At 65.2% G+C, this 13,759-nt stretch carries 12 protein-coding genes; 6 read left to right on the top strand and 6 right to left on the bottom strand.

Translation table 11 applies throughout. The features are described from left to right. Positions 1 to 9 precede the first annotated feature (9 nt). Positions 10 to 2,631: a glycoside hydrolase family 2 protein gene (locus HUT07_RS10170; RefSeq protein ID WP_176020842.1), complete on the top strand. Its 2,622-nt coding sequence runs from the start codon at positions 10 to 12 to the stop codon at positions 2,629 to 2,631. A gap of 100 nt (positions 2,632 to 2,731) precedes the next feature. On the opposite strand, the gene mtnC is transcribed toward HUT07_RS10170, so the two are convergent. The 3 genes from mtnC to HUT07_RS10155 all read right to left on the bottom strand — a co-directional run bounded on the left by mtnC (position 2,732) and on the right by HUT07_RS10155 (position 4,717). Then, the gene (gene mtnC / locus HUT07_RS10165) at positions 2,732 to 3,427 is read right to left on the bottom strand and encodes an acireductone synthase (protein ID WP_176020841.1); all 696 of its coding nucleotides are present in this window, start codon (positions 3,425 to 3,427) and stop codon (positions 2,732 to 2,734) included. Positions 3,428 to 3,430: 3 nt separating this feature from the next. After that, positions 3,431 to 3,988: an acireductone dioxygenase gene (locus tag HUT07_RS10160; protein WP_176020840.1), complete on the bottom strand. Its 558-nt coding sequence runs from the start codon at positions 3,986 to 3,988 to the stop codon at positions 3,431 to 3,433. A gap of 87 nt (positions 3,989 to 4,075) precedes the next feature. After that, complete coding sequence (locus HUT07_RS10155) at positions 4,076 to 4,717, bottom strand: methylthioribulose 1-phosphate dehydratase (protein WP_176020839.1); 642 nt, start codon at positions 4,715 to 4,717, stop codon at positions 4,076 to 4,078. Between the two features lie 477 nt (positions 4,718 to 5,194). Here HUT07_RS10155 and HUT07_RS10150 point away from each other — a divergent pair, with 477 nt between their 5' ends. The 3 genes from HUT07_RS10150 (at position 5,195) to HUT07_RS10140 (ending at position 6,629) form a co-directional block, all read left to right on the top strand. Next, complete coding sequence (locus HUT07_RS10150; RefSeq protein ID WP_176020838.1) at positions 5,195 to 5,422, top strand: hypothetical protein; 228 nt, start codon at positions 5,195 to 5,197, stop codon at positions 5,420 to 5,422. A 205-nt stretch (positions 5,423 to 5,627) separates the two neighbouring features. After that, positions 5,628 to 6,080 carry a hypothetical protein gene (locus HUT07_RS10145; protein ID WP_254898842.1) on the top strand — a complete coding sequence of 151 codons (453 nt, stop codon included), beginning with the start codon at positions 5,628 to 5,630 and terminating at the stop codon, positions 6,078 to 6,080. A gap of 114 nt (positions 6,081 to 6,194) precedes the next feature. Continuing rightward, complete coding sequence (locus tag HUT07_RS10140) at positions 6,195 to 6,629, top strand: hypothetical protein (protein ID WP_254898841.1); 435 nt, start codon at positions 6,195 to 6,197, stop codon at positions 6,627 to 6,629. Positions 6,630 to 6,898: 269 nt separating this feature from the next. On the opposite strand, the gene HUT07_RS10135 is transcribed toward HUT07_RS10140, so the two are convergent. Together HUT07_RS10135 and HUT07_RS10130 are read right to left on the bottom strand one after the other, a co-directional pair. After that, a complete protein-coding gene (locus HUT07_RS10135) occupies positions 6,899 to 8,326 on the bottom strand; it encodes an amino acid permease (RefSeq protein ID WP_176020837.1) in 1,428 nt (475 codons plus the stop codon). 85 nt (positions 8,327 to 8,411) lie between these two features. Further along, positions 8,412 to 9,887 (bottom strand): amino acid permease, encoded by a 1,476-nt coding sequence (locus HUT07_RS10130; RefSeq protein ID WP_176020836.1) that lies wholly within the window; start codon positions 9,885 to 9,887, stop codon positions 8,412 to 8,414. Positions 9,888 to 10,018: 131 nt separating this feature from the next. Between HUT07_RS10130 and HUT07_RS10125 the strand changes: the two genes are divergently transcribed. Further along, positions 10,019 to 10,633 carry an NUDIX hydrolase gene (locus tag HUT07_RS10125; protein WP_176020835.1) on the top strand — a complete coding sequence of 205 codons (615 nt, stop codon included), beginning with the start codon at positions 10,019 to 10,021 and terminating at the stop codon, positions 10,631 to 10,633. A gap of 319 nt (positions 10,634 to 10,952) precedes the next feature. On the opposite strand, the gene serA is transcribed toward HUT07_RS10125, so the two are convergent. After that, positions 10,953 to 12,194 carry a phosphoglycerate dehydrogenase gene (gene serA, locus HUT07_RS10120; RefSeq protein WP_176020834.1) on the bottom strand — a complete coding sequence of 414 codons (1,242 nt, stop codon included), beginning with the start codon at positions 12,192 to 12,194 and terminating at the stop codon, positions 10,953 to 10,955. A gap of 169 nt (positions 12,195 to 12,363) precedes the next feature. Here serA and HUT07_RS10115 point away from each other — a divergent pair, with 169 nt between their 5' ends. After that, positions 12,364 to 13,752: an FAD-binding oxidoreductase gene (locus HUT07_RS10115; protein WP_176020833.1), complete on the top strand. Its 1,389-nt coding sequence runs from the start codon at positions 12,364 to 12,366 to the stop codon at positions 13,750 to 13,752. Positions 13,753 to 13,759: the final 7 nt, after the last annotated feature.

The raw sequence follows: 13,759 nt of genomic DNA, 5'->3' as shown, positions 1-13,759 counted from the left end.
GAGCATCACGTGCATCGCCTTCCCCTCGTTGTCCGTCTGCTCCTGCTGCTGATCGCGGCGACCGCATTCCCCGCAACCGCCGCACCGCTGCAGGCGCAATGGGAATTCCGCCTGCTGCCTGGCGACGCGCAGGGCGCGGCACATCCGGGCCTGCAGCAGTGGCGCGCGGCCACGGTGCCGGGCAGCGTGCACACCGATCTGCTGGCGCACGAGCTGATCCGCGATCCCTACGTTGGCGCGCCCGAAGCCGAGCTGCAGTGGATCGGCCTGGCCGATTGGGAGTACCGCGCCCGTTTCGATGTGGACACCGTCACCCTGGCCAAGCCGAATGCCGAGCTGCGCTTCGATGGGTTGGATACCTATGCCGAGGTGAAGCTCAACGGCAAGCCGCTGCTGCGTGCCGACAATGCCCACCGCACCTGGCATGCCCGCGTCGAGGGTCGCCTGCGAGCGAAGGGCAATGAACTGCAGATCGTGTTCCGTTCGCCGATCCGCACGCTGCTGCCGGGTGTACAGGCCATGCCGCACAGGATCGCCGGCAATTATCCTTCGCCCTATGGGGATGAACCCAAGGACGCGATGGTTGGCAACTTCGCGCGCAAGCCGGCCTACCACTTCGGCTGGGATTGGGGCCCGCGCTACGTCACCGCCGGCGTCTGGCGCGGCGTTGACCTGCAGGCGTGGGATGCGCATCGGTTGACCGATCTGGCCGTGCGTACCGACGCGCTTGATGCGGAAAAGGCAAGGCTGGCCGTGGTATTGCAGGTGGAGCAGGGCAGTGCTGCCGGCTCGGCCGTGGTGAATGTGGCTGTGCGCGACCCCGAAGGTCGCAGCGTGGCACAGGTGCAGCGCTCGGTGCTGCTGAAGCCTGGCCAGAACAGCGTGGAGGTTCCGGTTGAACTGGCCGATCCCCGGCGCTGGTGGCCAGTGGGACATGGCGCGCAGGACCGCTACACCGTGCTGGCCTCGCTCGACGATGGTGCCGATTCCGTGCTGAAGCGCGAGCAGCGTATCGGCCTGCGTACGGTCGAACTGCGCCGGGAGCAGGACGACAAGGGAGGGCAGGGCTTCGCCTTCGTCATCAATGGGGTGCCGATCTTCGCCAAGGGTGCGAACGTGATCCCGTTCGACGCCTTCCCCGCACGCGTCGATGCTGCACGCCTGCGCCAGGTGCTGACCGCCGCGCGCGATGCCAACATGAACATGCTGCGCAACTGGGGCGGCGGCTACTACGAAGACGACGCGTTCTTCGACATCGCCGATGAACTTGGCCTGCTGGTGTGGCAGGACTTCATGTTCGGCGGTGGCATGCAGCCGGGTTACGACCCGGCATTCCGCGCCAGCGTGGTGGCCGAGGCGCGCGACAACGTGCGCCGGCTGCGCCACCATCCCAGCATCGTGCTGTGGTGCGGCAACAACGAAGAAGAGACAGCATGGAAGGATTGGGGTCACGGTCGCGACCTGAAGGCCGCTGATCCCGCATTCGCTGCAAAGGTCTGGCAGGGCTATGTCGATCTGTTCGGCAACGACCTGCGCCAGGTCGTGAGCGAGGATGGCCTGGGCGTGCCGTACTGGTCCAGTTCGCCCAGCAACGATCTGGACGAGAAGGCCAACGATTCCACCCGTGGTGACAAGCACTACTGGCAGGTGTGGGGCAATCCGGCATTGCCGGTGCAGGCCTATCTGCGCGAAACCCCGCGTTTCATGTCCGAGTACGGCCTGCAGGCCTGGCCTGCGGTGGCGACCGTGGATCAGATCGCTACCCGAGCTGAGCAACGCATCGACAGCCCGGTGATCCGCGCGCACCAGAAATTCATGGCTGGCGAGGGCAATACGCGCCTGCTGCACTACATCGAGCTGGGCTACGGCACGCCGAAGGACTTCGAGGACTTCGTCTATCTGAGCCAGGTGATGCAGGCCGATGGCATTGCGCTGGCGGCATTGCACCACCGCGCTTCGCGGCCCTACACGATGGGTTCGCTGTACTGGCAGCTCAACGACGTCTGGCCGGGCGCCTCGTGGTCGAGCGTGGACTACTTCGGCCGCTGGAAGGCGCTGCACTATGCGGCGCGCCGCTTCTTCGCGCCGGTCACCGTGGCGGCGCTGCGCGATGAGGGCAGGACACGCGTGCGCCTGATCAATGACCAGGCCACGCCGTTGGATGCACGGTGGCGCCTGCGGGTGATGGACGTGGAAGGCAAGGTGCTGCGTCGGCGCGAGCAGGCGGTGACGCTGACCGCTGCCGGGGTCACCGATATCGGCAACTACGCCGATGCCGAATTGCTGGCCGGCGCCGATCCTGCACGGACAGTGGCCGTGTTCGAGCTGCTGCAGGACGGCAGGGTGGCGGCGCGGCAGGTGGTTGGATTCGTCGAAGCCAAGGACCAGTTGCTGCCACGCCAGCAGTTGAAATCAACCCTGGCGATCGACGGGGACCATTACCGCCTGCGGCTGCAGAGCGCTGCGCTGGTGCGCGCGGCCTGGATCGATTTCGGCGCGCTCGACGTGCAGGTGGAAGACAACCTGCTGGACCTGCTGCCGGGCGAAACCCGTGATATCGCCGTGCGTGGCCCGGTGGATCTGGAAACGTTGCGCGAGGCGCTGAAGGTGAAGACCCTCAACGATCGTTGAGGGACACGCTTTGGCAGATGCCAACCTTGGTTGGCATCTACCAGAACCGGAAAGCCGATCATCGGGTGGGTGCGGACCGTTGGTCCGCACACCTTCTTGCTTACAGCTGGATCTGCTGGAAGTTCTCGACGCGATCGTGGCCGTTGGCGGCGTCACCGATGCGTGGCATCGGGTAGTCGTCCAGGCGATCGATCAGACGCGTCTGCAGACCGGCTTCGCGCGCCGCGTCCAGTTCCTCGACCACGTCGGACAGGAACAGGATCTCGCCAGCGGGAACGCCGATGGCCTGTACGATGGTGCGGTAGCTGTCGGCATCGCGCTTGCCACCGACTTCGGTGTCGAACCAGCCCGACACCAGCGGACTGAGATCACCGGCATCGCTGAAGCCGAAGAACAGTTTCTGCGCCGGCACCGAGCCGGAGGAGTACACATACAGCGGAAGGCCCGATGCGTGCCAGCCCTTCAACACCGATGCCACTTCCGGATAGAAGTGCGCGGTGTAGTCGCCGCGGCGGTAGCCGGCATCCCAGATCAGTCCCTGCAGGGCTTTCAGTGCGGTGTGCTTGCGGTCCTGGTCGATCCAGCCCTGGAGGGTCTCGGCCACCAGGCTGTCCTGACAGGCGCCACCGATCTCGGTGGCGACGGCGTCCAGCCAGCGGCGTACCTCCGGCTGCTGGCCATGTTCGGCCACGAAACCGGGTAGTGCCTGGCGTGCGTACGGGAACAGCACGTTCTTGACGAACGAGATGCTGCTGGTGGTGCCTTCGATGTCGGTCAGGATGACGCGGGGCTGCATGGATCAGGACGCCTGGGTCGGAATGTAACGGGGGAACTTCTGCGCGATGTCGGTGCCGGTGAAGTGACCGACCCAGCCATCCGGCTCGGTGAAGAAGCGGATCGCCACGAAGCTCGGCTCATCACCCATGTCGAACCAGTGGGTGGTGCCGTCGGGCACGGCGATCAGGTCATCCTTCACGCACTCGATCTCGTACACCTTGTCGCCCACGTGCAGGGTGAACAGGCCGGAGCCGGCGACGAAGAAGCGTACTTCGTCTTCCTTGTGGAAGTGTTCGTCGAGGAACTTCTTCCTCAGCTCGGCGCGGTTCGGGTTGTCCGGTGCGATCGAGGCCACGTCCACGCTCTTGAAACCGTGTTCGGCAACCAGGCGGTCGATGTCGGCACGGTAGGCGGCAAACACTTCATCCTGGCTGGCGCCGGGTGCGACCGGTGCGGCGGCCTGCCAGCGTTCGAAGGTGACGCCGATCTTCTTCAGTTCGGCAGCGATGAGGGCGCCGTCCTGGGTGTCCAGCAGCGGCGATTCGGGGCGGGTGTCGTCGTAGATGCGCAGTCGGCTCATGGCGGCAGCTTGAACGTCTCGGGGGGAATACAGGGTAGCAGGGCGGGGGCAGGGCGCAGATTCCAGATGGGAATCTGCATCACTGGATCAACCGCGCAGCTTGCGCAGCTCCAGCTCGCAGTGCAGCAGGAACTCGAACGCTTCCATGTGCCGGCGCGCTTCGGCCATGTCGCGGCCCCAGGCATACAAGCCATGGCCATCGATCAGGTAGCCCCACAGGGTCTGGGTATCGAGCAGGGCGTCGACCTGCGCAGACAGCACATCCATGTCCTGGGTGTTGGCAAACACCGGAATATCAATGGCCATCTCATGGGTGCTGTTGCCGGCGAAGGCCTTCAGCAGTTCGTAGCCTTCCACCCGGATATGGCCCTGCGGTGCATACAGCCGCGAGGCGATGGTCTGCACTGGCGAATGGGTGTGCAGTACGCAGCCGATCTCCGGGAACCGGCGGTACAGCTGTGTATGCAGCAGAGTTTCGGCGGACGGGCGCAACGGGCGGCCAACGGCCTTGCCATCGAAGTCCACCACCATGATGTCGTCTTCGATCAGGCGGCCCTTGTCCTTGCCGGACACGGTGATCGCGGCGTGGCGGTCATCCAGGCGGTGGGAGAAGTTGCTGCTGGTGGCCGGGGTCCAGCCGGCCTGGGCCAGTTCGCGGACGTTGTCGATCAGCAGCTGGGCCAGTTCGCTCAGGCGCGCGGTGTCGTAGGGGAAGGTGGGGGTGTCCATGCGGGCGATTTTACTGGATTCGGCCAGCGGCTGAGGTCCTTGTGACGAGGGATAAAAACAGGATCCGGGATTGGGTCGGTCGGGCTGCGCAGGACGCGCGGTGAACTCCCCTCCGGGGCCTGCGCAAACGGTCGCTGCGCCTTGCTCGTGGGGCTTTGCAGGCGTTTGGATCGAGACAGGCCTGCCGTCAGATGAACAGGCGCTTGGCCGTCGCTGGTGAAAGCGGTTCCGGTCGTGGACAAGCCCATTGCGTCGTAGCCACGATCGAATCGGCACTGATGAAAAGGGGGCGGCATGGAAAGGAGCACGATGTGGTGCAGGCGACTTGCAGGTGCGGGGCTGATCCTGGTGGTGGTATCCACCAGTGGCTGTGTGACCGAGTGGGTGCCGCGTACAAATGCAGCGGAATACAGCTACTCGACCGATTACTGTTCTACGGAATCGAGGGGGCAGTGGCCGGTGAAGAACGAAGTGGCCATGCGAACCGTGTACGTGGAGCAGCTGGAGAAGTGCAGGGAAGACGACAAGAGCAAGTGCGACGTGGATGGAAAGTACAACCGCGTGCAGCAGCCGCAGATCGAGAGCTACGTCATGGATGTGAACCAAGACAGCCGCAGCAGCGCGTACAAGAGCTGCATGTGGTACTGGGGCTGGTCGGAGCAGGAGCGCTGGCTCTGGCAGCGCAAATCAGAAGCGGCACGTTGATGTCGGAGCGGCGCAGGGAAGAGGCGCACGCGGATATCGAGTGCTGCATCGTAGACGGCAACGCCAACGGGAATCACGAGCACTTCATCGGCTGCCTGACCGCGCCGGTTGCATTCGGAAGACCATTGGGCAGGCCTTGGATCGACACAAGCACAGCGCTGGCTGAATGGGGAGGGCGGCGCGGGCGCTGGAAGCGATTCCGGTCATGGACAGCTTCCGCGCCGCGAAACACCATCGGATGGCCGCAGGAGTTCCGGCGAGCACCAAGGACAGGAGTATTTCGATGATCACGCGCGCGATGGGGATGATGGGGGTGATCGGCATCGTGCTGGCCAGCAGTGGCTGCACGATGGAATGGGTGAGGATGGATGCCGCAGCGCGGCCATTTGGCCCCGCCCATTCGAGTTGCAGGGCGCAGGCCGACGATCACTGGCCGGTAAGGAATGAAGTGGCCACGCGCACCGTCTATGAGGACCGCAAGGTGCCCTGCAGGCTTGATGAAGTCTGCGCCATTGACGGCAAGTACAACATGGTGCCGATGCCGAAAGAGGAGAGCTACATCGTGGACGTCAACGCGTCCGACCGCAGCAGCGAGTTCAATGCCTGCATGGCAGGTGCCGGCTGGCAGCAGCAGCTCATCTGGTTCAATCGCCGCTAGCCGAGGCCGGCGCAGCGGACGACAGCTGCTCGACCGATTGATGCTCAACGGAGCCGAGGCAACCATGCCGGCAGCATGTGGAGCTGGGGGCCGGTCGTAACAGGATCGCTGGCTGTGGCAACCGAAACCGGAAGCGGCGCGTTAACGCCGCGACATGGCAGGGAAAGGATGATGGAGATGGGTACGTGTATGCGAATGGCCATTGCTGCGGGACTTGCGCTGTTGACCGGCGGTTGTGCGACCGAATGGGCCCGCTTCAGTGATCACGCTGATCCGCTGGATGAGTCGCGGTGGCGCTGCAGGGCAGAGGCCAACGAGAAGTGGCCGGAGAAGATGGAAGTTGTCGAGCGCACCGAGGAGATCGAGGTGCTGACCGTCTGCAAGGAAGGCGAGACATGCGACGTGGATGGCAAATACAAGAAGATGTTGATGCCAAAGACAGAACGCTACACCGTGGACGTCAATGCCAACGGTAACCATGAGTACTTCATGGGTTGCATGGGCGGTGCCGGTTGGATACAGAAGACCATCTGGTTTGGCCGCAGGTGATCCTCATCCGATAGCCGACACATTTATGGTGCCGCCGATATCCACGCATGGCGTGGATCTACCGGACGCACCAGGAGACTGTCGGCGGTGGGGCGGGTTGGGTTCGCGGGGGTGTCCGCGGCATGGATGCCGCGGACAAGCCCTCATGGATGAGTTCACGGCGCCCCCCGCGAACCCAACCCGTCCCGCCAAACCCTCAGTCCCGCTGTCGCCGGTGCCATTGCTCGGGCTTCAACGGCCGGTGCAGGGCCGCAGGCCCTGCAATTCCTTTACTTCACCCGCAGGCGGCTGTGCCTGAAGCCGTAGCAGAAATAGATCACGAAGCCGACGAACGTCCACACGCCCATCAGCATCCAGTTGTGCATCGTCATCGCCGACAGCAGCGCCACGCAGCTCAGCACGCCCAGGCTGCAGATCAGCCAGGCCATCGGCATGCGGAACGGGCGCGGCAGGTCCGGCTGGGTGCGGCGCAGGATCAGCACGCCAGCACACACGGCAGCGAACGCGATCAGCGTGCCCATCGAGGTCAGTTCGCCGAGGATGTCCAGCGGGAACAGCGCCGCCAGCAGCGCGATGCCGATGCCGGTGATCACAGTGTTGATGTGCGGGGTGCGGTACTTCGGGTGGATCTTGGTGAACACCGGCGGCAGCAGGCCGTCGCGGCCCATGATCATGAAGATGCGCGGTTGGCCGATGATCATCACCAGCACCACCGAGGACAGGCCGACCAGTGCGCCGATCTCGACTACCCAGCGCAGCCAGCCCAGCTGTGGGTGGGCCGCCACCGCAGTCACCACCGGCTCGTCGGTGCCGAGCAGCTGGAACGGCACCAGGCCGGTCATCACCGCGGCCATCGCGATGTACAGCACGGTGCAGACCACCAGTGACAGCATCATGCCGAACGGCATGTCGCGCTGCGGATTCTTCGACTCCTGCGCGGCCACCGATACCGCCTCGAAACCGATGTAGGCGAAGAACACCATCGCCGCGCCGCGCAGCACGCCTTCCATGCCGTACTTTCCGGGGCCTTCGTTGGTCGGGATGAACGGGGTCCAGTTGCTGGTGTCCACGTACTTCCAGCCGACCACGATGACCAGCACGATCAGGCCGGTCTTGAGCACGACCATCGCCATGTTCATCGCCGAGGACTTGCTGATGCCGACGTAGCACAGCCAGGTCAGCAGCAGCACCAGGGCGGCGGCCGGCAGGTTGGCGATCGCGCCGGTCGGGCGCAACTGTGCGTCGAGCGGGGCACTGACCAGTGCCGCCGGTAGATGGATGTCGAACTGGCTGAGCAGGCTGAGGAAATAGCCGGTCCAGCTGACCGCGACTGCCGAGGCGGAGACGCCGTATTCGAGTACCAGCATCCAGCCGATGAACCAGGCCGACAGCTCGCCGAAAGTGGCGTAGGTGTAGGTGTAGGCGCTGCCGGAGACCGGTACCATCGACGCGAACTCGGCGTAGGCCAGCGCGCAGAAGGCGCAGCAGATGGCGGCCAGCACGAAGGACAGCATGATTGCCGGGCCGGCGTGGTTGGCGGCGGCCTGGCCGGTGATGACGAAAATGCCGCCGCCGATCACCGCGCCGATGCCCAGCGCGGTCAGGCCCCAGGGACCGAGGTGGCGACGCAGGCTCAGGCCGTTGGCGTCTTCATGGGCGGCATGCGGGTGCTTGGTGGCCCAGAGTTGCTTGAGCATGTCAGGAGTGTCTTGTCGAAGCGCAGCGGAAACGCTGCGCGGATGAAATCGGACGGGCCGGCGCAACGCCGGCCCGTCGGGAGGATCAAGGCGACTTGGCCAGCTTGCTGTGGCGGATGCCGTAGCCGAAGTAGATCAGCAGGCCCAGCACAGTCCAGCCCACGAACAGGTGCCAATGCACCACGAACGCCTGCCAGAACAGGAACAGGCACGACAGCGCGCCCAGCGGGCAGATCACCCACACCAGCGGCACGCGGAACGGGCGGTGCAGTTCCGGGCGGGTGTAGCGCAGGATCAGCACGCCGATGCAGACCGTAGCGAAGGCCAGCAGAGTGCCCATGGAGACCAGTTCGCCGAGCACGTTCAGCGGCACCAGGCCGGCCAGCGAGGCGGCGATGACGCCCACCACGATCGTGGCCCAGTACGGCGTGCGGAAGCGCGTGTGGACCTTGCCGAATACCTTGGGCAGCAGGCCGTCGCGCGAGATGGTGTAGGCGATGCGGGTCTGGCCCATCATCATCACCAGCACCACCGAAGACAGGCCGGCGATCGCGCCGATTTCCACGGCGGTCTTCAGCCACGACAGGCTCGGGTAGGCTTCCAGCGCGGTGGCCACCGGCTTGTCGGTGCCCAGCAGGTGGTACGGCAGCATGCCGGTCAGCACCGCGCAGACGATGATGTAGACGATGGTGCAGACCGCCAGCGAGCCGAGCAGGCCGATCGGCATGTTGCGCTGCGGGTCCTTGGTTTCACCGGCGGCGGTGGAGACTGCATCGAAGCCGATGTAGGCGAAGAACACGATGGTGGCCGCGCGGAACACGCCGCTCCAGCCGAACTCGCCGGACACGCCGGTGTTTTCCGGGATGAACGGGTGCCAGTTGGCCGGGTCCACGTGGGCCGCACCGATACCCACGAACAGGCAGATCACGAACACCTTGATGGCGACAATGATCGCGTTGACGAATGCGGACTGGGTCACGCCCACATACAGCAGGCCGGTCACCGCCGCCACGATCAGGACCGCCGGCAGGTTGAACAGCTTGCCGGAGGCGGCGAACTCGTGCCCGTTCCAGGCGATCGGCGCCGCACTCAGCGCATCCGGGAACGGCATGTGCAGCGTGGTGGTGATGAAGCTGATCAGGTACGCCGACCAGCCCACCGCGACCGAGGCCGAGGCGAACAGGTACTCCAGCACCAGGCACCAGCCGATGAACCAGGCCATGCCTTCGCCAAGCGTGGCGTAAGAATAGGAGTAGGCGCTGCCGGAGACCGGCATCATTGCTGCGAACTCGGCGTAGCACAGGCCGGCCAGCGCGCAGGCGATGCCGGCGAACACGAACGACAGCATCACCGCCGGGCCGGCGTGGTTGGCCGCGGCCTGGCCGGTGAGCACGAAGATACCTGCGCCGATCACCGCACCAATGCCGAGCATGATGAGGTGTTTCGCCGTGAGGGTCCGTTTCAACGTGGCTTCGCCGTCCAGGCTGCCTTCGATGGGTTCGCCGGCATCGACGTGCCCGGCCGGTTCGACCGGCTTGACCCTCAACAGAGCTTTCAGCATGCAGTACTTCCTGATGATCGGATTGGGAGGGCCGCCGGTACGTTGCCAGCGGCCTGAATGGTGAAGGCCGTGCGAACGGCCCGCTGTACCTTAGCCAATGCTGAAGGCACCGCACAAGCGCAAACGCAACAATGAACGGCGATAATGGCCGGTATTTTTCCGGGCACCCCGCATTCATGAGCGAAACCACCGAATCCCTTGCCGTGCTTGACGATCGCCTGCGCAGCCTGCTGCATGACTATGCGCGCAAAGAACCCGCCCACGACGCCCTCGCTGCCGAATTCGGCACATTGATCGACGATGTGGAAGATGCTTTCCGCCGCGAGCGGCTGGCCGGCCACTTTACGGCCAGCTGCTGGCTGGTCAGCGCCGATGGGCAGCGCCTGCTCCTGACCCACCACCGCAAGCTGCAGCGCTGGCTGCAGCTGGGCGGCCACGCCGACGGTGACCGCGACCTGGCCCGGGTGGCGCTGAAAGAGGCCGAAGAGGAGTCTGGCCTGACCGGGCTGGTGCTGGACGATCCGGCGATCTTCGACCTGGACAAGCACTGGATTCCCGAACGCAAGGACGTGCCGGGGCACTGGCACTACGACGTGCGTTTCGTGATCCGCGCGCTGGGCGGAGAGGATTTCGTGCTCAGCGAAGAGTCGCTGGAGCTGGCCTGGCGGCCGGTGGCCGAAGTCGCCGCCGATCCGGAATCGGACGAGTCGATGCAGCGCATGGCGCGCCGGTGGTTGGCGCGCTGACAGGGGGCAGCCACGCATGGCGTGGCTCTACTGCAACCCGGTAGATCCACGCCATGCGTGGATGGCGCAATGTCAGTAGATCCCCGCCATGCGTGGATAGCGCAATGCCAGTAGATCCACGCCATGCGTGGATAGCGCGATGCCAGTAGATCCACGCCATGCGTGGATGGCGCAATGTCAGTAGATCCCCGCCATGCGTGGATAGCGCGATGCCAGTAGATCCCCGCCATGCGTGGATGGCGCATTGCCAGTAGTTCCACGCCATGCGTGGATGGCGTGGTGCCGGATGCATTCCGCCGGGCATGGCCCGGCGCTACCATCAATACAGAATGCGCGTACGCAACGTGCCCGGGATCGCCGCCAACTCGTCACGCACCGCGCTGGCCTGCTCCTCGCTGGCGGTGATGTCGATCACCACATAGCCGACCTTCGGGTCGGTGCGCAGGAACTGGCCGTCAATGTTGACGTTGTGCCGCGAGAAGATCTCGTTGACCTTGGAGAGCACGCCCGGCACGTTCTGGTGGATGTGCAGCAGGCGCAGGCTGTCGGCGTGCTCGGGCAGGGTCACCTCCGGGAAGTTGACCGCCGACAGGGTGCTGCCGTTGTCGCTGTAGCGCACCAGCTTGGCGGCCACTTCGATGCCGATGTTGTCCTGCGCTTCCAGCGTGCTGCCGCCCACGTGCGGGGTCAGGATCACGTTATCGTGGCGGGTCAGCGGCGATTCGAAGATATCGCCGTTGCCCTTCGGCTCGACCGGGAACACGTCCAGCGCCGCGCCGCCGATGTGGCCGCTGGCCAGCGCAGCATCCAGCGCATCGATGTCGACCACGGTGCCGCGGGCAGCGTTGATCAGGTGCGCGCCACGGCGCATCTTCGCCAGCTCGGTGCTGCCGATCATCCACTGCGTGGACGGCGTCTCCGGCACGTGCAGGGTGACGATGTCGGCGCGCGCCAGCAGGTCGTCCAGGCTGGCCGCGGCACGGGCATTGCCCAGCGACAGCTTGGTTTCCACGTCGTGGAAGATCACCTGCATGCCCAGCGATTCGGCCAGTACGCCCACCTGGGTGCCGATGTGGCCGTAGCCGATGATGCCCAGCGTCTTGCCGCGCACCTCGTGGCTGCCGCTGGCCGACTTCGACCAGCCGCCGCGATGGCACTCGGCGTTCTTCTGCGGGATGCCACGGGTCAGCATGATGGCTTCGGCGATCACCAGCTCGGCGACGCTGCGGGTGTTGGAGTAGGGCGCGTTGAATACCGGAATGCCGGCCAGCTCAGCCGCATCCAGGTCGACCTGGTTGGTGCCGATGCAGAAGCAGCCGACCGCAATCAGGCGCTTGGCCTCGGCCAGCACCTCGGCGCTGAGCTGGGTGCGCGAACGGATGCCGACGATGTGCGCCTCGGCGATGCGCGCCTTCAGTTCGTCCTCGGGCAATGCCTTGGTATGCGCCTCGATCTGGCTGTAGCCGGCGGCGCTGAACACCTCGACGGCGGTCTGGCTGACCCCCTCCAGCAACAGCACGCGGATATCCTGCTTCGGGAACGAGGTCTTCTTCGGCGACATGGGGCGGCACGGCCAGTGGGACAGGGGCCGACCACTATGCCAGATCGCAACGCCCATGGTGCAGTGCGCAATTGGTTGCAACTGCAGCTATTGAAGGCGCTGCGGGGCTGGACGCTGGGCCCAGCCACTGGCACGCTTGCCCGTTCTTCACGCACCGCGCTGGACCGTCATGACCGATTCCCGCATCGCCTCGCTGCAGCAGGCCTGTCCCGGCCTGAAGCTGAAGACCGACCCTGCCGACCTGGAGCATTACGGTCGCGACTGGACCCGGCGCTGGACGCCGGCGCCGCTGGCGATCGCGTTGCCGGCCACGGTCGAAGAGGTGCAGGCGGTGATGCGCTGGAGCGCGGCCGAGGGCGTTGCGGTGGTGCCATCCGGCGGTCGTACCGGCCTGTCCGGTGGCGCTGTGGCGGCGAACGGCGAGCTGGTGCTGAGCCTGGAGCGGATGAACAAGGCGCTGGACTACGACGCGGTCGACCGTACCCTGGTGGTGCAGGCTGGCATGCCGCTGGAGGCGCTGCACAACGCCGCGCTGGAACATGGCCTCATCTATCCGGTGGACTTCGCGGCGCGCGGCTCGTGTTCGATCGGCGGCAACATCGCCACCAATGCCGGTGGCATCCGGGTGATCCGCTACGGCAATACCCGTGAATGGATTGCCGGCCTGAAGGTGGTCACGGCCACGGGCGACCTGCTCGAGCTCAACAAAGGCCTGATCAAGAACTCCAGCGGGTACGACTTCCGCCAGCTGCTGATTGGTTCGGAGGGCACCTTGGGCGTGATCGTCGAGGCCACGGTGAAGCTCACCGACCCGCCGCCGGCCAGCAACGTGATGCTGCTTGCGCTGCCCAGCTTCGAGGTGCTGATGCAGGTGTTCGCCGCGTTCCGCGCGCGCCTGCAGCTGCAGGCCTTCGAATTCTTCACCGACCGTGCGCTGGAACACGTGCTCTCACACGGCGCGCAGGCACCGTTCGATGAAGTACATCCCTATTACGTGGTGACCGAGTTCGCTGCCGGTGATGACGCGCAGGAAGCCGCAGCGATGGCCGCCTTCGAAGACTGCATGGGCAATGGCTGGGTCAGTGACGGGGTGATCAGTGCCAGCGATGCCCAGGCGGCGCAGCTGTGGCGCCTGCGCGAGGGCATCACCGAGGCGCTGGCGCGCTACAAGCCCTACAAGAACGATGTCTCGGTGCGGATCTCGTCGATGCCCGCGTTCCTGGCCGAGACCCAGGCGCTGATCGGTGACGCCTACCCGCATTTCGATGTGGTCTGGTTCGGCCATATCGGTGACGGCAACCTGCATATCAACGTGCTCAAGCCGGATGACACCCGCGACGCCGATTTCGTGACCCAGTGCGAGCACGTGACCAAGCTGCTGGCGCAGGTGCTGGCGCGGTTCAATGGCAGCATTTCGGCCGAGCACGGTATCGGGCTGGTCAAGAAGGGCTACCTGGACAGCACCCGTGGCCCGGCCGAGATCGCGCTGATGAAAGCGGTCAAGCGCGCGTTTGATCCCGAAGGCCGGCTGAATCCCGGCAAATTGTTCGACCTTTGACACACGC

The sequence above is a fragment of the Stenotrophomonas sp. NA06056 genome (assembly GCF_013364355.1).
Taxonomy (GTDB): domain Bacteria; phylum Pseudomonadota; class Gammaproteobacteria; order Xanthomonadales; family Xanthomonadaceae; genus Stenotrophomonas.
The sequence above is the reverse complement of the archived record's forward strand: the minus strand, read 5'-3'. Positions and strand labels throughout refer to the sequence as shown.

What these genes read in the sequence shown, in the direction of transcription:
- HUT07_RS10160 (WP_176020840.1), bottom strand. Translation starts at nt 3,988, where the DNA reads ATGAGCCGACTGCGCATCTACGACGACACCCGCCCCGAATCGCCGCTG.
- HUT07_RS10115 (WP_176020833.1), top strand. Translation starts at nt 12,364, where the DNA reads ATGACCGATTCCCGCATCGCCTCGCTGCAGCAGGCCTGTCCCGGCCTG.
- HUT07_RS10125 (WP_176020835.1), top strand. Translation starts at nt 10,019, where the DNA reads ATGAACGGCGATAATGGCCGGTATTTTTCCGGGCACCCCGCATTCATG.
- mtnC (WP_176020841.1), bottom strand. Translation starts at nt 3,427, where the DNA reads ATGCAGCCCCGCGTCATCCTGACCGACATCGAAGGCACCACCAGCAGC.
- HUT07_RS10150 (WP_176020838.1), top strand. Translation starts at nt 5,195, where the DNA reads ATGCGAACCGTGTACGTGGAGCAGCTGGAGAAGTGCAGGGAAGACGAC.
- HUT07_RS10135 (WP_176020837.1), bottom strand. Translation starts at nt 8,326, where the DNA reads ATGCTCAAGCAACTCTGGGCCACCAAGCACCCGCATGCCGCCCATGAA.
- HUT07_RS10145 (WP_254898842.1), top strand. Translation starts at nt 5,628, where the DNA reads ATGGACAGCTTCCGCGCCGCGAAACACCATCGGATGGCCGCAGGAGTT.
- serA (WP_176020834.1), bottom strand. Translation starts at nt 12,194, where the DNA reads ATGTCGCCGAAGAAGACCTCGTTCCCGAAGCAGGATATCCGCGTGCTG.
- HUT07_RS10155 (WP_176020839.1), bottom strand. Translation starts at nt 4,717, where the DNA reads ATGGACACCCCCACCTTCCCCTACGACACCGCGCGCCTGAGCGAACTG.
- HUT07_RS10130 (WP_176020836.1), bottom strand. Translation starts at nt 9,887, where the DNA reads ATGCTGAAAGCTCTGTTGAGGGTCAAGCCGGTCGAACCGGCCGGGCAC.